Below are 17,414 nucleotides of genomic sequence, written 5' to 3' on the forward strand. Positions count from 1 at the left end.
TCTACTTCTTGCGCAGGTACTTGCGCAGCGCCGCCATTTCCGCGACCGCGACGGCGAGTTCCGACTGCGCCCGGGCGAGGTCGATCTCGCTCTTCGCGTTCTTCAGCGCCTCTTCGGCTTCCGCCTTCGCCTGCGCGGCCTTCTGCTCGTCGAGGTCCTTGCCGCGAATCGCCGTGTCCGAGAGCACCGTCACGCGATCGGGCTGCACTTCGAGGATGCCGCCGGCAATGAAGACGAATTCCTCGCCGCCTTCGGCCGTCTCGATGCGTACCGCGCCTGGCTTCACCCGCGTGATCAGCGGGGTGTGGCGCGGATAGATGCCGAGTTCGCCGGTTTCGCCGGGCAGCACGACGAAGCGCGCCTTGCCGGAAAAGATGGATTCCTGGGCGCTGACGACGTCGACGAGGAGGAAGGTGTCGGCCATGCGCGATTCTGCACCGCAAATAAAAAAGCCCCGGTACTTGCGGACCGGGGCTCGAGTGCGCTGGTTTTTAGCGCTTGTTATTCAGTGTGCTTACTTCGCCTGGCGGTACTTGCGCAGCGCGGCGATCTGGGCGGCCATGACCGCCAGCTCCGACTGCGCCTTGGCGATGTCGATCTCGTTCTTGGCGTTCTTCAGCGCTTCCTCGGCGGCGGCCTTGGCTTCGTTGGCCTTCTCCTCGTCGAGGTCGCGGCCGCGGATCGCGGTGTCGGACAGCACGATCACCCGGTTGGGCTGCACTTCCAGGATGCCGCCGGCGACGAAGACGAATTCCTCGCTGCCGTCGGCCTTCTCGATGCGCACCGAACCCGGCTTCACGCGCGTGATCAGCGGCGTGTGGCGGGGGAAGATGCCGAGCTCGCCGGCTTCGCCCGGCAGCGCGACGAAGCGCGCTTCACCGGAGAAGATGGACTCCTCGGCACTCACCACGTCCACGTGGATGGTGTGCGGCGCGTCAGCCATTACGCCGCCAGCTTCTTGGCCTTCTCGAAGGCCTCGTCGATCGTGCCGACCATGTAGAAGGCCTGCTCGGGCAGGTGGTCGCACTCGCCGGCGGTGATCATCTTGAAGCCGCGGATGGTTTCCGACAGCGGCACGTACTTGCCGGGCGAGCCGGTGAACACTTCGGCCACGTGGAAGGGCTGCGACAGGAAGCGCTGGATCTTGCGGGCGCGGGCCACGGCCAGCTTGTCTTCCGGCGCCAGTTCGTCCATGCCCAGGATGGCGATGATGTCGCGCAGTTCCTTGTAGCGCTGCAGCGTCTGCTGCACGGCACGGGCGGTCGTGTAGTGGTCTTCACCGACGACCAGCGGGTCCAGCTGGCGGCTGGTGGAGTCGAGCGGGTCCACGGCGGGGTAGATGCCCAGCGCGGCGATGTCGCGCGACAGCACCACGGTGGAGTCCAGGTGGGCGAAGGTGGTCGCGGGGGACGGGTCGGTCAGGTCGTCCGCGGGCACGTACACGGCCTGGATCGAGGTGATCGAGCCGACCTTGGTCGACGTGATCCGCTCCTGCAGGCGGCCCATTTCCTCGGCCAGCGTCGGCTGGTAGCCCACGGCGGAGGGCATGCGGCCCAGCAGCGCGGACACTTCCGTGCCGGCCAGCGTGTAGCGGTAGATGTTGTCCACGAAGAACAGCACGTCGCGGCCTTCGTCGCGGAACGACTCGGCGATGGTCAGGCCCGTCAGGGCCACGCGCAGGCGGTTGCCCGGGGGCTCGTTCATCTGGCCGTAGACCATGGCCACCTTGGACTCGGACAGGTTCTCCTGCACGACGACCTTGGAGTCCGACATCTCGTGATAGAAGTCGTTGCCTTCGCGGGTGCGCTCACCGACGCCGGCGAACACGGACAGGCCCGAGTGCGCCTTCGCGATGTTGTTGATCAGCTCCATCATGTTGACGGTCTTGCCGACGCCGGCGCCGCCGAACAGGCCGACCTTGCCGCCCTTGGCGAACGGGCACACCAGGTCGATCACCTTGATGCCGGTTTCCAGCAGTTCCTGCGAGGGCGACAGTTCGTCGTACGCGGGAGCCTTGCGGTGGATGGGCGCCGTCAGGGTCTGGTCGACCGGGCCGCGCTCGTCGATCGGGTTGCCCAGCACGTCCATGATGCGGCCGAGGGTGGCCTTGCCGACCGGCACCGTGATGGCGGCGCCGGTGTTGTAGACCATGGAGCCGCGGCGCAGGCCGTCGGACGAGCCCAGCGCGATGGTCCGGACCACGCCGTCACCCAGCTGCTGCTGCACTTCCAGCGTCAGGGCGCTGCCTTCCATCTTCAGTGCGTCGTACACGCGCGGCATGTGCTCGCGCGGGAACTCGACGTCGACGACGGCGCCGATACATTGAACGATCTTGCCTTGAATCTGAGCCATGTTTGCTCCGTAAATTTAAACAGCCGCCGCCCCAGACACGATCTCCGAAAGCTCTTTCGTGATCGCGGCCTGGCGCGTCTTGTTGTAGACCAGCTTGAGTTCGCCGATGAGGTTGCCCGCGTTGTCGGTGGCGGCCTTCATGGCCACCATGCGCGCGGACTGTTCGGAAGCCATGTTCTCGGCCACCGCCTGGTAGACCAGGGCTTCGACGTAACGCAGCAGCAATTCGTCGATGACGCTCTGCGCATCCGGCTCGTAGATGTAATCCCAGCCCGGCTCGCCACCCGCAGCCTTGGCTTCGGCCTGCATCTTGGCGGCGGACAGGGGCAGCAGCTGCTCCAGCACCGGCTCCTGCCGCATCGTGTTGATGAACTTCGTGTACGCGATGTACACGGCGCTCAGCTGGCCCGCGGCGTACTGGTCCAGCAGCACCTTGACTGGCCCGATCAGGCGGTCCAGGTGCGGCGTGTCGCCGAGTTGCGTCACGTGCGACACCACCTGCGCGCCGATGCGGTTCAGGAAGCCGAGGCCCCGGTTGCCGATCGCGACCGTCTGCGTGTTGACGCCGTCGGCCTGCAGCTCGCGCAGCTTGCCGGTGACGGCGCGTAGCACGTTGGTGTTGAGGCCGCCGCACAGACCCTTGTCGGTCGAGACCACGATGATGCCCGCAGCCTTCACGTCGTTCGTCTTCATGAACGCGTGCGTGTACTCCGGGTTGGCCTTGCCGAGGTTGGCGGCGATGTTGCGCACCTTGTCGCTGTAGGGCCGGGCGTTCCGCATCCGCTCCTGCGCCTTGCGCATCTTGCTCGCGGCCACCATTTCCATGGCCTTGGTGATCTTGCGGGTGGATTCCACCGACTTGATCTTGCCGCGAATTTCCTTGCCTGCAGCCATTACTTTTCCTTTGTGGGACAGACCAGAGCGCGATGCGCCTGCTCCGTCCTCAACTGATCAATGGTTAAGCGAAGGTCTTCTTGAACGCTTCGATCGCAGCCGTGAGTTCGCCTTCGGACTCCTTGGACAGCGCACGCTCCGATTCGAGCTTCTGCAGCAGGGCCGCGTTGCGGTCCTTCAGCCAGCCGTGCAGGCCGCTTTCGAAGGCCAGCACGCGCTTGACTTCGATGTCGTCGAAGTAGCCCTTGTTCACCGCGAACAGCGAGGCGGCCATCAGCGAGATGGACAGCGGGCTGTACTGGGCCTGCTTGAGCAGTTCCGTCACGCGGGCGCCGCGATCCAGCTGCTTGCGCGTGGCCGCGTCGAGGTCGGAGGCGAACTGCGCGAAGGCGGCCAGCTCACGGTACTGCGCCAGGTCGGTACGGATACCGCCGGACAGGCCCTTGATCAGCTTGGTCTGGGCGGCGCCACCGACGCGCGACACCGAGATACCGGCGTTGATGGCGGGGCGGACACCGGCGTTGAACAGGCTGGTTTCCAGGAAGATCTGGCCGTCGGTGATCGAGATCACGTTGGTCGGCACGAAAGCGGACACGTCGCCGGCCTGCGTTTCGATGATCGGCAGCGCGGTCAGCGAGCCGGTCTTGCCCTTGACTTCACCCTTGGTGAAGGCTTCCACGTAGTCGGCGTTCACGCGCGCGGCGCGCTCCAGCAGGCGGCTGTGGAGATAGAACACGTCGCCGGGGTAGGCTTCGCGGCCCGGCGGGCGGCGCAGCAGCAGCGAGACCTGGCGGTAGGCAACGGCCTGCTTGGACAGGTCGTCATAGATGATCAGCGCGTCTTGCCCGCGGTCGCGGAAGTACTCGCCCATCGTGCAGCCGGAGTACGCCGAGACGTACTGCATGGCGGCGGACTCGGAGGCGGAAGCGGCGACGACGATGGTGTATTCCATCGCGCCGTTCTGCTCGAGCGCGCGAACGATGTTCTTGATCGTGGACGCCTTCTGCCCGATGGCGACGTACACGCAGGTCATGTTCTGACCCTTCTGGTTGATGATCGTGTCGACCGCGACGGCGGACTTGCCGGTCTGGCGGTCGCCGATGATCAGCTCGCGCTGGCCCCGGCCGATCGGCACCATGGAGTCGATGGCCTTCAGGCCGGTCTGCACCGGCTGGTCGACCGACTTGCGCGCGATCACGCCGGGAGCGACCTTCTCGATCACGTCCGTCATCTTGGCGTTCACCGGGCCCTTGCCGTCGATCGGCTGGCCCAGGGCGTTGACCACGCGGCCGATCAGCTCGGGGCCGACCGGCACTTCCAGGATGCGGCCCGTGCACTTGACGGTGTCGCCTTCGGAGATGTGCTCGTACTCGCCCAAGATCACGGCGCCGACGGAATCGCGCTCCAGGTTCAGCGCCAGGCCGAACGTGGCGTTGCCATCGGGAGTGGGCGGGAATTCCAGCATTTCGCCGGCCATGGCGTCGGACAGGCCGTGCACGCGGACGATGCCGTCGGTCACGGACAGCACGGTGCCCTGGTTGCGGATGTCGGCGCTGGCGGCCAGGCCTTCGATCCGGCTCTTGATCAGTTCGGAAATTTCAGCGGGATTGAGCTGCATGACTCTGTCCTAGTGGGGGCGTAACGGCATCAGGCCGTCAGCGCGACTTTCATTTGTTCCAGGCGGGCCTTGACCGAGGTGTCCAGCACTTCGTCGCCCACCACCACGCGGATGCCGCCGATGAGGGACGGGTCTTCCTGCACGGAGAGATTGAGCTTACGGCCAAAGCGCTTCTCGAGGGCCTGCGCGACGCGCGGCAGCGCGTCCTGGGCGATCGGGAAGGCGCTGTAGACGATGGCATCGGACGAGCCGCCCTGCGCGTTCTTCATGGCGCGGAACTGCTGCGCGATCTCGGGGAGCGCCGCCAGGCGGCCGTTCTCGATGATGGTGCGCAGGAAGTTCTGGCCGGCCGCGGGCAGCTGCACGCGCGCGACTTCGGTCACGAGCGCGTACACCTGGTCGTTGCCGACCTTCGGGTTGCCGGCGTACTGCTGCAGCTGGGCATTGCCCGCCACGGCGGCAAGCGCGTCCAGCCATTGCAGGGCGCCGCTCGCGTCCGTCTTCGACGCATCGAACAGCGCCTCGGCGTACGGGCGGGCGATGGTGGCGAGTTCTGCCATGTTCGCGTCCTTACAGCTCGGTCTGCAGGCGGCTGAGCAGCTCGGCGTGAACGCTGGGGTTCACTTCCTTGCGCAGGATCTGCTCGGCGCCCTTGACGGCCAGGGCGGCAACCTGCTCGCGCAGGGCCTCGCGGGCCTTGACGGTCTGCTGCTCGGCCTCGACACGGGCGGCGGCGACGATCTTGGCGCCTTCTTCCGTGGCGCGGGCCTTGGCTTCCTCGACGATCGCCTGGGCGCGACGCTCGGCGTCGGCCAGCAGGGTTGCCGTCTGGTTGCGCGACTGGGCCAGCTCCTGCTCGACGCGCTTGTCGGCGGCAGCCAGTTCGGCCTTCGCCTTGTCGGCGGCGGCCAGGCCGTCGGCGATCTTGCGCGCGCGCTCGTCCAGCGCCGCGGCGATCGGCGGCCAGACGAATTTCATCGTGAACCCGACCAGGATCAGGAACACGATCATCTGAATGATGAGGGTGCCGGTGATGCTCACTTTTTCATCCTTGCTCCCGGGCGCGGAGGCTGGCGGGAATGGGTTGGACCGAAAGGATGGGACTTCTTACTTCGGCAGGTTGGCGATCTGGGCCAGGAACGGGTTGGCGGTGGCGAACCACAGCGCGATACCGGTGCCGATAATGAAGGCGGCGTCGATCAGGCCGGCCAGCAGGAACATCTTGGTCTGCAGCTCGTTCATCAGCTCGGGCTGGCGGGCGGCCGACTCGAGGTACTTGCTGCCCATGATGCCGATGCCGATGCAGGCGCCGATGGCACCCAGGCCGATGATCAGGCCGGCGGCCAGGGCGACAAAGCTGATAACTTCCATTTTCTTGCTCCTAAGGGACTTTGGTGGTTGACTAAAAACGAAACGAAAACTGCGCGCGCTCAGTGCGCGTCGTGGGCCTGGCCGATGTAGACGAGCGTCAGCATCATGAACACGAAGGCCTGCAACGTGATGATCAGGATGTGGAAGATCGCCCAGGCCGAGCCCGCGATGATGTGGCCGATGGCCAGGCCGATGCCCGTGCCGCTCAGCGAGAAGGCGCCGCCCATCAGGGCGATCAGCAGGAAGATCAGTTCGCCGGCATACATGTTGCCGAACAGTCGCATGCCGTGCGAGACGGTCTTGGCGATGAACTCGATGACCTGCATCAGGAAGTTGAAGGGCCACAGCAGCGGGTGCGCGCCGAAGGGGGCCGTGAACAGCTCGTGGACCCAGCCGCCCGCGCCCTTGATCTTGACGTTGTAGATCAGGCAGGTGACCAGCACGCCCAGCGACAGGCCCATCGTGACGGAGAGGTCGGCGGTGGGAACGCTGCGCATGTAGGCGTGGTGCGGATCGTGGCCGGCGGCGCCGAAGGCCCACTGCCACGCGGCCGGGATCAGGTCGACCGGCAGCAGGTCCATCGCGTTCATCAGGAAGATCCAGACGAACACGGTCAGCGCCAGCGGGGCGACGAGCTTGCGGCTCTGCGCGTTGTGGACGATGCCCTTGGCCTGCGAATCGACCATCTCGACCAGGATCTCCACCGCGGCCTGGAAGCGGCCGGGCACGCCCGAGGTCGCCTTGCGCGCCGCCTTCCACAGGAAGAAGCAGCCCAGCACGCCGATCAGGATCGCCCAGAACAGCGAGTCGTAGTTGAAGACGCTGAAGTCGACCACGTTGGCCGGCTTCTTGTTCTGCCAGAAAGTCAGGTGGTGAACGATGTATTCGCCAGCGCTCGGACCGTGCTCCGCGGCCATGTTTTCAGCAGCCATGTTTCTTTCAGCTCGATTTCGTCTTGGGCCGCGGCGCGAACGCCAGGGCAACCCAGTAAACCTTCATTGCGAGGACCAGGCCGATCAGCAATGCCGGCCAGCTCAGTCCCGCCACCAGCCTCGGGGCCATCGCCATCATGGCGAGGGTCAAGGCGATCTTCACCATCTCCCACAGCAGGAAACCGACTGCGGCGGTTCCCGCGTTGAGCGATGAAAACTTTCCGGTCAGGCCGCGCGCGAACACCGCCGCGGGAATCACCACAGCCAATGCACCGTATGCAACCGACCAGCCCACGTTCTGCCTGCCGGTGAGCACCCAGGCGGCCAGGGCCGCCACGACACCCACCAAGACCTGCCCCGCCACCACCCACCACGGGGACACCGCGGGGTTCTGCTCGCGCACCAATCGCGCCTGTTCGGCGGTCAACGGCTGGACGGGGGAGGTCTCCTCCGGATCTTCAGGCAGGGGCGCGATTGTTTTGGTTGGATTGCCCGCCACTGTTGGCCCTGAAAATTTTGGAAAGCCTCCCATTATAAGTAGAAACCCAGCCCGGTCCGGAAGTCCCCCAACACGAGTCCGGTGGGCTTGACAATCGCCGCATGCGCAACCTGCTTCTCTTCTTCCACATCGCCGGGGCCATCTTCTGGATGGGCGGCATGGCTTTCATGGTCATGGCCTTGCGGCCGGCACTCGGCGCGCTGCAGCCGCCGCAGCGCCTGCCGCTGGTGGTGGAAGTGCTGCGTCGCTTCTTCGTGGTGGTGATGGTGAGCATCGTGCTGCTGCTGGCGACCGGCGGCATGCTGCTGATGCAGGCGGCCGGCGGCGCCACGCCACCCGGCTGGCACGCGATGGCCGCCCTGGGCATCGTGATGATGCTGGTGTTCGGCCACATCTTCTTCGGGCCGTGGCGGCGCCTGAAGCAGGCAGTGGCGGCGCAGGACTGGCCGGAGGCCGGCAAGCGCGTGCAGCAGATCGCGCTGCTGGTGAAGATGAACCTGGCGATCGGCTGGGTGGCGATCGCGGCGGTGCTGCTCTGGCGCTGAAGCAGGGAGAATGGGGGCCATGACCGAACCCATTCCCGCCCTTCCCTGCTGGCTCGACGGCGAGCTCGGCAACATCCGCGACGCCAAGGTCAGCGTGCTCGACCGCGGCTTCATCTTCGGCGACGGCGTCTACGAAGTGGTGCCTGCGTACAACGGCCGGCCCTTCCGCTTCGAGGAACACATGGCCCGCCTCGACCGCAGCCTCGGCGAAATGCGCATCCGCAACCCGATGGACCGCGCCGGCTGGCGCCAGGTCGTCGAGCAGCTGATCGACGCCTACGCCGCGCACGTCGGCAAGAAGAAGGAAGACACCAACCAGCTGGTCTACCTGCAGGTGACGCGCGGCGTGGCGATGCGCGACCACGTCATGCCGGCGGACATCACGCCGACCGTGTTCGGCATGGTCAACCGCCTCTACATCTACCCGGCCGAGGAGCGCGCCAAGGGCGTGGCCTGCGTCACCGCGGACGACTTCCGCTGGAAGAAGGCCCACATCAAGAGCACCAGCCTGGCCGGTGCGGTGCTGTCGCGGCAGATGAGCGCCGATGTCGGCGGCAACGAGACCATCATGTTCCGCGACGGTTCGCTCAGCGAAGCCGCCGCTTCCAACGTCTGGGTGGTGAAGAAGGGCATGGTGCTGGGCGCGCCGAAGGACAACCTGGTGCTGGAAGGCATCCGCTACGGCCTGATCGAACAGCTGTGCCGCGACGCGGGCATTCCCTTCCAGCTGCGCCGGGTGACGCGCGCCGAAGTCGAGGGCGCCGACGAGATCATCCTGTCGTCCGCCACCAAGGAAGTCCTGCCCTGCACGCAGCTGGACGGCAAGCCAGTTGGAAATGGCAAGCCCGGCCCCATTTACGAGAAGTTGTTTGCTGGCTATCAGCAAGCCAAACTGGCTCAATAAATGTCCGCCTCCATCTATCCGCCCGCCCCGCCCCCCGCCCCGGTCGATTCCCGCAAGGAGTCGCTGATCGAGTACCCCTCGCGCTTCCCCATCAAGGTGATGGGCGCGAAGGCCGACGGCTTCGTGCACGCCGTCACCACCATCGCCCGCCAGTTCGACCCCGAATTCGACGCGGCGACGGTCGAATTGCGCGACAGCAGCAAGGGCAACTACCTGGGCATCACCATCACGGTGAAGGCGACCAGCCGCGAGCAGCTGGACAACCTGTACCGGGCGCTGACCTCGCACCCGATGGTGAAGGTCGTCCTCTGATTCCGTGCAAGTGAAGGTGCTCGGGCGGGTGGACTACCTGCCCACGTACCAGGCGATGCAGGCCTTCACCGAGGCCCGCGGCCCGGACACGCCGGACGAATTGTGGGTGTGCGAACACCCGCCGACCTTCACGCAGGGCCTGGCCGGCAAGGACGATCACCTGCTCGCGCCCGGGGACATCCCGGTCGTGCAGACCAACCGCGGCGGCCAGGTCACGTACCACGGGCCGGGGCAGGTGGTCGCCTATCCACTCCTCGACCTGAAGCGCGCCGGCTACTTCGTCAAGGAATACGTCTACCGGATCGAAGAGGCGGTGATCCGCACGCTGTGGGAATACGGCGTGACGGGGCACCGGGTGGCCGGCGCGCCGGGCATCTACGTGCGGCTGGCCGATCCGGCCGGCCACGGCGTCAGCCCCCGCGACGGCCAATTCGACGGCCTCGGCAAGATCGCCGCGCTCGGCATCAAGGTCTCGCGCCACTGCACCTACCACGGCGTGGCGCTGAACGTCGCCATGGACCTGGAACCCTTCGGCCGGATCAACCCTTGCGGCTACGCCGGGCTGGAAACCGTCGACCTCTCTAAAATCGGGGTTTCCACCAGCTGGAACGATGCCGCCGCCCTCCTGGCCGGCAAGCTCCAGGCCCTGCTGGCTCCCTAAGGATCCCATGAGCTCGAATCCCGTCGTCCGCGAAGCGCAATCCGTCGACAGCTACCAGGCCACCGCCAAGCAGAAGGCCGCCGCCAAGCTGTCGCGCATCCCGGTGAAGGTGGAAGCGGGCGAGGTGCTGAAGAAGCCGGACTGGATCCGCGTCAAGGCCGGCAGCGCCTCGTCGCGTTTCTACGAGATCAAGCAGATCCTTCGCGAGCACAAGCTGCACACCGTGTGCGAGGAAGCCAGCTGCCCCAACATCGGCGAATGCTTCGGCAAGGGCACGGCGACCTTCATGATCATGGGCGACAAGTGCACCCGCCGCTGCCCGTTCTGCGACGTGGGCCATGGCCGCCCCGATCCCCTGGACGTGAACGAGCCGGAGAACCTGGCCAAGACCATCGCCGCGCTCAAGCTGAAGTACGTGGTGATCACCAGCGTGGACCGCGACGACCTGCGCGACGGCGGCGCCGGCCACTTCGTCGAGTGCATTCGCAAGACGCGCGAGCTTTCGCCGCAGACCACGATCGAAGTGCTGGTGCCCGACTTCCGCGGCCGCGACGACCGCGCGCTGGAGATCCTGAAGGCCGCGCCGCCGGACGTGATGAACCACAACCTGGAAACCATCCCGCGCCTGTACAAGGAAGCGCGCCCGGGCTCCGACTACCAGTTCAGCCTGAACCTGCTGAAGAAGTTCAAGGCGCTGCATCCCGGCGTGCCGACCAAGAGCGGCCTGATGGTGGGCCTGGGCGAGACCGACGAGGAAATCCTGGACGTGATGCGCGACATGCGCGCGCACGGCATCGACATGCTGACCATCGGCCAGTACCTTGCCCCGACCACGTCGCACCTGCCGGTGCGCCGCTACGTGCATCCGGACACGTTCAAGATGTTCGAAGCGAAGGCGCTCGAGATGGGTTTCAGCCACGCGGCCGTCGGCGCGATGGTGCGCAGCTCGTACCACGCCGACCAGCAGGCGCACGCCGCCGGCGTTTCCATCGGCGCCTGAGCCTTCAGGCCAGCAGCCGCTCCATGTACGCGGCCTCCGGCCCGTAATCCTTCAGCCGCTCCCGCATCCCCGGCAACTCCCGCGGCGCATAGCCCAGGCGGCGCCAGAACCCGGCTGCATCCCCGACAGCCACCAGCGCGGCCCGCCGCAAGCCCAGCGCCCGCGCCCGGTCCACCGCTACGTGGTGCAGCCGCGCCGCCACCCCGCGCCCCTTGGCCCGCGCATCCACCGCGCAGTCGTGCAGGTACCAGCAGCTGGCCGCTTGCGGCAAGCAGTCGAGGATCGCATCCAGTGCCGGCGGCACGGCCTCGCGCCAGGGATGCGAGACCAGGTAGCCCTGCAAGTGCCCATCGGGCGCGAAATCGACCAGGCAGAACTGCGGCGCCAGCGCCATGCGGTTGGCATAGACCTCGACCCGCTCCGGCTCGAAGTCCGCGCCGGCATAGGCCTGCTCCTGCAAGGCCAGGACGTGCGGCAGGTCGGCCTTCTGCATGGGACGGATCGCGTGCTGCATGGATGGCGCCAAGCATAGACCGCTACAGTCACGCCCCATGCATCCGAATGTCTACGCCCTGGGCGCGATCGCGCTCTGGGCCTCCCTGGCCACGCTCGGCGTCACGCTCAAGCACGTGCCGCCTTTCCTGCTCACCGGCCTGGCGCTGGTGATCGGCAGCGTGCCGGCCTGGCCGCTCGCGCGCCAGTGGAAGGTGCCGGCCAAGACCCTGGCGCTCGGCATCTATGGCCTGTTCGGCTACCACTTCCTGCTGTTCATCGCGCTGCGGATCGCGCCGCCGGTGGAGGCCAACCTGGTGAACTACCTGTGGCCGCTGCTGATCGTCGTGCTGGCGCCGCTGATCCTGCCGGGGATGCGCCTGAAAGCGACGCACGTGCTCGCGGCGCTGGCCGGCTTTGCCGGCGCCGCCGTGGCGATCCTGGGCGGCGGCGGCACCCAAGGCACGTGGTCGTGGGGCTACCTGCCGGCGCTGGCGTCAGCCTTCCTGTGGGCCACGTACTCGCTGGGCACGCGCAGGGTGGCGGCCTTTCCGACCGCGGCGATCGGCCTGTTCGGCCTGGTCTCCGGACTGCTCTCGCTGGCATGCCACGTCGCGCTGGAGCCGTCGACCACGCTGTCCGCGCGCGACTGGCTGCTGCTCACCGTGATGGGACTGGGCCCGCTGGGCGCCGCGTTCTTCCTGTGGGACAAGGCGCTCAAGGGCGGCGACGCGCGGCAGATCGGCATCCTGAGCTACATCACGCCGCTGCTGTCGACGACGCTGCTGGTGCTGGTGACGGGACGGGGCTTCAGCGCCAGCATCCTGCTGGCGGCCGCCTTGATCATCGGCGCGGCCATCGTCGGCACCCGCAAGTAGCCCTCAGGCCATCAAGGCCTGTCCGGGATCCTCGGACTCCACCACCTTCTCGGCCCAGGGCTGCAGCCGCACCGTGTCGGCCCGCAGCACCTCCTGCTTCACGGCGAGGATCTGCGCCGGGTGCATCGAGAAGCTCCTGAGCCCCAGGCCGAGCAGCAGGCGCGTGAACTGCACGTCGCCCGCCATCTCGCCGCAGACGCTCACGCTCTTGCCCTGGCGCCGGCACTCGGCGATGGTGTCGGCCACCAGGCCCAGCACGGCCGGATGGCAGGGGTCGTACAGGTGGGCCACCGACTCGTCGGCCCGATCGATGGCCAGCGTGTACTGGATCAGGTCGTTGGTGCCGATCGACAGGAAGTCGAAGTAGCGCAGGAAGGTGCGCACCTGCAAGGCCGCGGCCGGAATTTCGATCATCGCCCCGATGTCGACCTTGCCATAAGCCACGCCGCGGTTGTCGAGCTCGGCCCGCGCGAAGTCGATCAGCGACAACGTCTGGCGAATCTCGGTCGCGTGCGCCAGCATGGGCACCAGCAGGTTCACGCGCCCGTGCGCGGCGGCGCGCAGGATCGCCCGCAGCTGCGTGCGGAACATCTCCGGCTCGGCCAGGCTCCAGCGGATGGCCCGCAGCCCCAGCGCCGGGTTGAGGTGCGCGTTGTCGCGGCGGGCGTCGTCCAGCGGCTTGTCGGCACCCACGTCCACGGTGCGGATGGTGACCGGCAGGCCCTGCATGCCTTCCACCGCCTTGCGGTAGGCCAGGTACTGCTCCTGTTCGTTCGGCAGGTTGCCCTGCCGGCCCATGAACAGGAACTCGCTGCGGAACAGGCCGACGCCGACCGCGCCCGCCTTCAGCGCCGCGGCCGCGTCGTCCGGCATTTCGATGTTGGCGAGCAGTTCCACCTTCTGCCCGTCCAGCGTCACCGCCGGCGTGTGGCGCAGGCGGCTCAGGCGGCTGCGCTCCAGTTCGCCCTGGCGCTGCTTGAAGCCGTATTCGGCCAGGATGATCGGCGACGGGTCGACGATCATCACGCCACTGTCGCCATCGACGATCACCCAGTCGTCCTGCCGCACCAGCTGGCTGGAGCTGCGCGCGCCGACGACCGCGGGGATGTCCATGCTGCGCGCGACGATCGCGGTGTGCGAGGTCTTGCCGCCGACGTCGGTGACGAAGCCCGCGAACACGCTCTGCTTGAACTGCAGCATGTCCGCCGGCGACAGGTCGTGCGCGACGAGCACGAGCGGGACGTCGACGCTGTCGTCCAGCAACAGGTCCTGCGAGGTCTTGCGCTTGGGCGAGGGCGGCTGCGCCACCGGCGAGCTCATGCCCTTCATGTAGCGCAGGATGCGCTCGGCCACCTGCTCGAGGTCGGCCTTGCGCTCGCGCAGGTACTCGTCCTCCATGTCGTCGAACTGGCGCGACAGCACTTCCAGCTGCGTGGTCAGCGCCCATTCGGCGTTGTACAGGCGCTCGGTGATCCAGTGCTTCACGCCCGAGATCAGTTCCTCGTCCTGCAGCAGCATCAGGTGCACGTCCAGCAGCGCCGACAGCTCGTGCGGCGCTTCCTTCGGGCCCATCGCGGCGATGGTCTGCTGCAGCCGGTGGATCTCGTCGACCACCGCGTTGCGGCCCACCCGCACCCGTTCGATCTCCGACTCGACCTGTTCCGGCTTGATGAAATAGTGGGCGACGTCGGCGCGACCCGAGCCCATGACCACGGCGCGCCCGATGGCAATGCCACGCGCAACGGCGATGCCCTGGACGCTGAAGGTCATACCCTGGTTACTCGCCTTCCCCGAACTTGTCGGCGATCAGCGCCAGCAGCGCGTCCATCGCCTCCTGCTCCCGCTCGCCGTCCGTCTCCAGCGTGACCTCGGTGCCGATGCCGGCGGCCAGCATCATCACGCCCATGATGCTCTTGGCGTTGACGCGCCGTTCGCCCCGGCTCATGAAGACCTCGCAGGGAAAGCTGCCGGCCAGCTTGGTGAGCTTGGCCGAGGCGCGCGCGTGCAGCCCCAGCTTATTGCTGATGGTCGTGTTCTTCTTGATCATGGTTCCGTCTGGGCTGGTTCTGCGGCGCCGTGATCGCCACCTGCATCACGCCCTGGGTGCCGCCGACGACGGCGCGCGACACCAGCGTGTCCAGCGGCTCGTGCCGGTAGCTCACCGCGCGCAGCAGCATCGGCAGGTTCACACCCGTGATCAGGCGCGAGCTGACGCCGTCCACGAGCTTCTGTGCCACGTTGCTGGGCGTGGCGCCGAAGATGTCGGCCAGCACGAGCACGCCCTTTACCTGCGGCTGCTGCGTGAGCTGGTCCATCGCGATGCGGGCAGCGCCCAGGGTCTCCTCGGGCTGCAGGTTGGGCTGCACGTCGATCGCCACGACCAGGTTGCCGCAGTCCGGAAACACATGCAGCACGCATTGCCGCAGGGCGTTGGCCAGCGGTGCGTGGGCGATCAGCAGGATGGCGTTCATGGGGCTTTCGTCCGATTATGGCTTCTGCTGTACAGAAACCAGGCATAGGACAGCACGCTCAGGGTGAGGAACACCGCGAAGGCGGCGCGGAATGACGACACTTCGGTCCAGCCCGCGGCCTGGAAGGCGTCGACCAGCAGGCCGATGCCCCACTGCACCACGAACACCCCGAGGAAGATCACCAGGTTGTACGCCGAGAGGGCCCGGCCTGCCAGCGAGGCCGGAAACACCATGCCGACGGCGGGCTGGGCCAGCGAAACGAAGGTGCTGCTGACGCAGAAGAGCGCCAGCGTGCCGGCACCGGCCGCGGGGCCGGCCACCACCAGCACGGCCAGCACCACGAAGCTGAGGGGCAGGCCCCAGGCGATCAGGCGGTCGGTGTGGAAGCCGTTGCGCTGCAGCCAGGGATTGACCATGCCCCAGCTCCAGAACGCGCCCAGCATGCACAGGTTGATGGTGAACAGGCCGCCGGCCGCGGCCAGCGGCTCGTAGCCGGCCACCCGCACCAGCCACGGGCCGGCCCAGAGCGACTGGACGCTGATCATGCCACCGTAGCTGATGAAGCCGATCGGCGTCATCTGGCGGAAATAAGGGTGCTTCCACACATCCGCATAAGTGCCGCCGCGCGGGCCGGTGCTGTCGCTTGTGGACCAGTCCGGCACCCGCCAGGCGATGACCAGCATCGACAGCGCCATCAGCACCGCCAGTCCCCAGAACAGCGGGCGCCAGCCCACCACCGGCAGCAGCCACTGCACCGGCAGCGTGGAAGCCACCATGCCCATGGAACCGGTCATCAGCATCCAGGAGTTGGTGCGCAGTTGCACGGCCGGCGTGAACCAGCGCCGGAAGCCGGTCAGAGGCGCCATCAGGCAGGCGCTCACGCCCAGGCCGCACAGCACCCGCGCCACCAGCAAGGCGGTGAAGCCCTGCGCCAGCGCGAAGGCGGCGCAGCCGAGCACGGCGAAGGTGACGAAGCCCAGGATCACCTTGCGCGGCCCATGGCGGTCGAGCCAGGTGCCCAGCGGCAGCTGGATGATGGCGAAGCCCAGGAAGTAGCCGCCGGCCAGCAGGCCCAGCTCGCCCGAGCCCAGCTGGAACTCCTGCGTCAGCGTCGGCGACAGCGTGGCCGTGATGGCGCGCAGCACCGCGGCGAAGAAGTAGGCGAAGGCGAAGGCGAAGAAAACGGCCACCGCCTGGCGCCGCGCGAGCTCGGTCATTGCGTCGATTATCCGTGCCGATAATGGGAGCCATGAACGCCCTCGATGGAATCCGCGTGCTCGACCTGTCGCGCGTGCTGGCCGGCCCCTGGTGCACGCAGACGCTGGCCGACCTCGGCGCCGACGTGATCAAGGTGGAGCGCCCGGGCAGCGGCGACGACACCCGCAGCTGGGGGCCGCCTTTCCTGCATGACCGCGAAGGCCGCGACACCGCGGAAGCCGCCTACTACCTGGGCACCAACCGCAACAAGCGCTCCATCACCTGCGACATCGCTTCGGCCGAAGGGCAGGCCTTGATCCGCGAACTGGTGCAGCACTGCCAGGTGTTCGTCGAGAACTTCAAGGTCGGCGACATGGCGCGCTACGGCCTCGACTACCCGTCACTCTCGAAGCTGAACCCGGCCCTGGTCTATTGCAGCGTCACGGGCTTCGGCCAGACCGGCCCCTACCGCGAACGGGCGGGCTACGACTATGCGGTGCAAGGCATGGGCGGCCTCATGAGCATCACCGGCGAGCGTGACGACATCGGCGGGGGCCCGCAGAAGGTGGGCGTGGCGGTGGCCGACCTGTTCACCGGCATGTATTCGACGGTCGGCATCCTGGCCGCGCTGCGCCACGCCGAGCGGACCGGCCAGGGCCAGCACCTGGACATGGCATTGCTGGACACGCAGGTGGCCATGCTCGCCAACCTGGGCGCGAATTACCTCGTCAGCGGCAAGGTGCCGGGCCGTGCCGGCAACGCACACCAGAACATCGTGCCCTACCAGGTGTTCGAAGTGGCCCCCGCGGCGGACGGCCACAAGGACTTCATGATCCTGGCGGTGGGCAACGACGGCCAGTTCGCCAAGTTCTGCCAGGTGGCGGGCCGGCCCGAGCTCGCGACCGACCCGCGCTTCGCCCGCAACCAGGACCGCGTGCGCAATCGCGCCGTGCTGGTGCCGATGCTGGAAGAGATCTTCAAGGCGCGCACCAAGGCGCAATGGCTGCCGGCGCTGGAGGCGGCCAAAGTGCCGTGCGGCGCGATCAACAACCTGGCCGAAGTGTTTGCCGATCCGCACGTGCGCGAGCGCGGCATGGTCCACACCTGGGAGCATCCGCTGGCCGGCCCGGTGAACCTGGTGGCCAGTCCGCTCAAGCTGTCGGCAACGCCGGTGCGCACCGACACGCCGCCGCCGCTGCTGGGGCAGCACACCGAGGAAGTCCTGCGCGAACTGCTGGGCGCGGACGGCGAACGCATGGCGGGACTGAAGTCCCGGGAGGTGATCTGA

At 67.3% G+C, this 17,414-nt stretch carries 22 protein-coding genes; 7 read left to right on the top strand and 15 right to left on the bottom strand.

Going from position 1 to position 17,414, the window contains the following annotated elements:
- Position 1 precedes the first annotated feature (1 nt).
- The 10 genes from LZ009_RS23940 to LZ009_RS23985 form a co-directional block, all read right to left on the bottom strand.
- Entirely contained in the window at positions 2–424 is a 423-nt protein-coding gene (locus LZ009_RS23940) for a F0F1 ATP synthase subunit epsilon (protein ID WP_275700512.1), read from the bottom strand.
- A gap of 90 nt (positions 425–514) precedes the next feature.
- Positions 515–943: a F0F1 ATP synthase subunit epsilon gene (locus LZ009_RS23945; RefSeq protein ID WP_275700513.1), complete on the bottom strand. Its 429-nt coding sequence runs from the start codon at positions 941–943 to the stop codon at positions 515–517.
- Positions 943–2,352 carry a F0F1 ATP synthase subunit beta gene (atpD, locus tag LZ009_RS23950; protein ID WP_275700514.1) on the bottom strand — a complete coding sequence of 470 codons (1,410 nt, stop codon included), beginning with the start codon at positions 2,350–2,352 and terminating at the stop codon, positions 943–945. The genes LZ009_RS23945 and atpD overlap by 1 nt, the downstream gene beginning before the upstream one ends.
- Before the next feature lie 15 nt (positions 2,353–2,367).
- Positions 2,368–3,246 carry a F0F1 ATP synthase subunit gamma gene (atpG, locus tag LZ009_RS23955; RefSeq protein WP_275700515.1) on the bottom strand — a complete coding sequence of 293 codons (879 nt, stop codon included), beginning with the start codon at positions 3,244–3,246 and terminating at the stop codon, positions 2,368–2,370.
- Positions 3,247–3,310: 64 nt separating this feature from the next.
- Positions 3,311–4,864, bottom strand: a complete 1,554-nt coding sequence (gene atpA / locus LZ009_RS23960) for a F0F1 ATP synthase subunit alpha (RefSeq protein WP_275700516.1) — start codon at positions 4,862–4,864, stop codon at positions 3,311–3,313.
- A 29-nt stretch (positions 4,865–4,893) separates the two neighbouring features.
- A complete protein-coding gene (locus LZ009_RS23965; RefSeq protein ID WP_275700517.1) occupies positions 4,894–5,424 on the bottom strand; it encodes a F0F1 ATP synthase subunit delta in 531 nt (176 codons plus the stop codon).
- 10 nt (positions 5,425–5,434) lie between these two features.
- A complete protein-coding gene (locus LZ009_RS23970) occupies positions 5,435–5,905 on the bottom strand; it encodes a F0F1 ATP synthase subunit B (RefSeq protein ID WP_275700518.1) in 471 nt (156 codons plus the stop codon).
- A gap of 66 nt (positions 5,906–5,971) precedes the next feature.
- Complete coding sequence (gene atpE, locus LZ009_RS23975) at positions 5,972–6,235, bottom strand: F0F1 ATP synthase subunit C (protein WP_047501588.1); 264 nt, start codon at positions 6,233–6,235, stop codon at positions 5,972–5,974.
- A 59-nt stretch (positions 6,236–6,294) separates the two neighbouring features.
- Complete coding sequence (gene atpB, locus LZ009_RS23980; RefSeq protein ID WP_275700519.1) at positions 6,295–7,167, bottom strand: F0F1 ATP synthase subunit A; 873 nt, start codon at positions 7,165–7,167, stop codon at positions 6,295–6,297.
- A 7-nt stretch (positions 7,168–7,174) separates the two neighbouring features.
- Positions 7,175–7,699: an ATP synthase subunit I gene (locus LZ009_RS23985; protein ID WP_275700520.1), complete on the bottom strand. Its 525-nt coding sequence runs from the start codon at positions 7,697–7,699 to the stop codon at positions 7,175–7,177.
- A gap of 68 nt (positions 7,700–7,767) precedes the next feature.
- Between LZ009_RS23985 and LZ009_RS23990 the strand changes: the two genes are divergently transcribed.
- From LZ009_RS23990 to lipA, 5 genes are read left to right on the top strand one after another with little or no spacing between them, the layout of a single operon-like run.
- The gene (locus LZ009_RS23990; RefSeq protein ID WP_275700521.1) at positions 7,768–8,211 is read left to right on the top strand and encodes a CopD family protein; all 444 of its coding nucleotides are present in this window, start codon (positions 7,768–7,770) and stop codon (positions 8,209–8,211) included.
- A 10-nt stretch (positions 8,212–8,221) separates the two neighbouring features.
- Entirely contained in the window at positions 8,222–9,115 is an 894-nt protein-coding gene (locus LZ009_RS23995; RefSeq protein ID WP_275700522.1) for a D-amino acid aminotransferase, read from the top strand.
- Positions 9,116–9,427 (top strand): DUF493 family protein, encoded by a 312-nt coding sequence (locus LZ009_RS24000; RefSeq protein WP_275700523.1) that lies wholly within the window; start codon positions 9,116–9,118, stop codon positions 9,425–9,427.
- A 55-nt stretch (positions 9,428–9,482) separates the two neighbouring features.
- Positions 9,483–10,088, top strand: coding sequence for a lipoyl(octanoyl) transferase LipB (gene lipB / locus LZ009_RS24005; RefSeq protein WP_430300416.1), 606 nt, complete (start codon positions 9,483–9,485; stop codon positions 10,086–10,088).
- 7 nt (positions 10,089–10,095) lie between these two features.
- Positions 10,096–11,088 carry a lipoyl synthase gene (gene lipA, locus LZ009_RS24010; protein WP_275700525.1) on the top strand — a complete coding sequence of 331 codons (993 nt, stop codon included), beginning with the start codon at positions 10,096–10,098 and terminating at the stop codon, positions 11,086–11,088.
- A 4-nt stretch (positions 11,089–11,092) separates the two neighbouring features.
- Here lipA and LZ009_RS24015 read toward each other — a convergent pair whose 3' ends face one another.
- Entirely contained in the window at positions 11,093–11,602 is a 510-nt protein-coding gene (locus tag LZ009_RS24015) for a GNAT family N-acetyltransferase (protein WP_275700526.1), read from the bottom strand.
- A gap of 37 nt (positions 11,603–11,639) precedes the next feature.
- Between LZ009_RS24015 and LZ009_RS24020 the strand changes: the two genes are divergently transcribed.
- A complete protein-coding gene (locus tag LZ009_RS24020; protein WP_275700527.1) occupies positions 11,640–12,458 on the top strand; it encodes a DMT family transporter in 819 nt (272 codons plus the stop codon).
- A gap of 3 nt (positions 12,459–12,461) precedes the next feature.
- Here the strand turns inward: LZ009_RS24020 and ptsP are convergent, their stop codons facing one another.
- The 4 genes from ptsP to LZ009_RS24040 are packed head-to-tail and all read right to left on the bottom strand — an operon-like array spanning position 12,462 to position 16,146.
- The gene (gene ptsP / locus LZ009_RS24025) at positions 12,462–14,228 is read right to left on the bottom strand and encodes a phosphoenolpyruvate--protein phosphotransferase (RefSeq protein ID WP_275700528.1); all 1,767 of its coding nucleotides are present in this window, start codon (positions 14,226–14,228) and stop codon (positions 12,462–12,464) included.
- Between the two features lie 7 nt (positions 14,229–14,235).
- Positions 14,236–14,505, bottom strand: coding sequence for an HPr family phosphocarrier protein (locus tag LZ009_RS24030; protein ID WP_275700529.1), 270 nt, complete (start codon positions 14,503–14,505; stop codon positions 14,236–14,238).
- Positions 14,474–14,929 (bottom strand): PTS sugar transporter subunit IIA, encoded by a 456-nt coding sequence (locus LZ009_RS24035; protein ID WP_275700530.1) that lies wholly within the window; start codon positions 14,927–14,929, stop codon positions 14,474–14,476. The genes LZ009_RS24030 and LZ009_RS24035 overlap by 32 nt, the downstream gene beginning before the upstream one ends.
- The gene (locus LZ009_RS24040; protein WP_275700531.1) at positions 14,926–16,146 is read right to left on the bottom strand and encodes an MFS transporter; all 1,221 of its coding nucleotides are present in this window, start codon (positions 16,144–16,146) and stop codon (positions 14,926–14,928) included. The genes LZ009_RS24035 and LZ009_RS24040 overlap by 4 nt, the downstream gene beginning before the upstream one ends.
- Positions 16,147–16,178: 32 nt before the next feature.
- On the opposite strand from LZ009_RS24040, the gene LZ009_RS24045 reads away from it, so the two are divergent.
- Positions 16,179–17,414, top strand: coding sequence for a CaiB/BaiF CoA transferase family protein (locus tag LZ009_RS24045; protein WP_275700532.1), 1,236 nt, complete (start codon positions 16,179–16,181; stop codon positions 17,412–17,414).

Origin of the sequence: Ramlibacter paludis, assembly GCF_022012305.1 — a bacterium.
Taxonomy (GTDB): domain Bacteria; phylum Pseudomonadota; class Gammaproteobacteria; order Burkholderiales; family Burkholderiaceae_C; genus Ramlibacter; species Ramlibacter paludis.

What these genes read in the sequence shown, in the direction of transcription:
- atpG (WP_275700515.1), bottom strand. Translation starts at nt 3,246, where the DNA reads ATGGCTGCAGGCAAGGAAATTCGCGGCAAGATCAAGTCGGTGGAATCC.
- atpB (WP_275700519.1), bottom strand. Translation starts at nt 7,167, where the DNA reads ATGGCTGCTGAAAACATGGCCGCGGAGCACGGTCCGAGCGCTGGCGAA.
- LZ009_RS23965 (WP_275700517.1), bottom strand. Translation starts at nt 5,424, where the DNA reads ATGGCAGAACTCGCCACCATCGCCCGCCCGTACGCCGAGGCGCTGTTC.
- LZ009_RS24040 (WP_275700531.1), bottom strand. Translation starts at nt 16,146, where the DNA reads ATGACCGAGCTCGCGCGGCGCCAGGCGGTGGCCGTTTTCTTCGCCTTC.
- LZ009_RS23995 (WP_275700522.1), top strand. Translation starts at nt 8,222, where the DNA reads ATGGGGGCCATGACCGAACCCATTCCCGCCCTTCCCTGCTGGCTCGAC.
- atpD (WP_275700514.1), bottom strand. Translation starts at nt 2,352, where the DNA reads ATGGCTCAGATTCAAGGCAAGATCGTTCAATGTATCGGCGCCGTCGTC.
- lipA (WP_275700525.1), top strand. Translation starts at nt 10,096, where the DNA reads ATGAGCTCGAATCCCGTCGTCCGCGAAGCGCAATCCGTCGACAGCTAC.
- ptsP (WP_275700528.1), bottom strand. Translation starts at nt 14,228, where the DNA reads ATGACCTTCAGCGTCCAGGGCATCGCCGTTGCGCGTGGCATTGCCATC.
- atpA (WP_275700516.1), bottom strand. Translation starts at nt 4,864, where the DNA reads ATGCAGCTCAATCCCGCTGAAATTTCCGAACTGATCAAGAGCCGGATC.
- LZ009_RS23985 (WP_275700520.1), bottom strand. Translation starts at nt 7,699, where the DNA reads ATGGGAGGCTTTCCAAAATTTTCAGGGCCAACAGTGGCGGGCAATCCA.
- LZ009_RS24035 (WP_275700530.1), bottom strand. Translation starts at nt 14,929, where the DNA reads ATGAACGCCATCCTGCTGATCGCCCACGCACCGCTGGCCAACGCCCTG.
- LZ009_RS24030 (WP_275700529.1), bottom strand. Translation starts at nt 14,505, where the DNA reads ATGATCAAGAAGAACACGACCATCAGCAATAAGCTGGGGCTGCACGCG.
- LZ009_RS23990 (WP_275700521.1), top strand. Translation starts at nt 7,768, where the DNA reads ATGCGCAACCTGCTTCTCTTCTTCCACATCGCCGGGGCCATCTTCTGG.
- LZ009_RS24045 (WP_275700532.1), top strand. Translation starts at nt 16,179, where the DNA reads ATGAACGCCCTCGATGGAATCCGCGTGCTCGACCTGTCGCGCGTGCTG.
- lipB (WP_430300416.1), top strand. Translation starts at nt 9,483, where the DNA reads ATGCAGGCCTTCACCGAGGCCCGCGGCCCGGACACGCCGGACGAATTG.
- atpE (WP_047501588.1), bottom strand. Translation starts at nt 6,235, where the DNA reads ATGGAAGTTATCAGCTTTGTCGCCCTGGCCGCCGGCCTGATCATCGGC.
- LZ009_RS24015 (WP_275700526.1), bottom strand. Translation starts at nt 11,602, where the DNA reads ATGCAGCACGCGATCCGTCCCATGCAGAAGGCCGACCTGCCGCACGTC.
- LZ009_RS23940 (WP_275700512.1), bottom strand. Translation starts at nt 424, where the DNA reads ATGGCCGACACCTTCCTCCTCGTCGACGTCGTCAGCGCCCAGGAATCC.
- LZ009_RS24000 (WP_275700523.1), top strand. Translation starts at nt 9,116, where the DNA reads ATGTCCGCCTCCATCTATCCGCCCGCCCCGCCCCCCGCCCCGGTCGAT.
- LZ009_RS24020 (WP_275700527.1), top strand. Translation starts at nt 11,640, where the DNA reads ATGCATCCGAATGTCTACGCCCTGGGCGCGATCGCGCTCTGGGCCTCC.
- LZ009_RS23945 (WP_275700513.1), bottom strand. Translation starts at nt 943, where the DNA reads ATGGCTGACGCGCCGCACACCATCCACGTGGACGTGGTGAGTGCCGAG.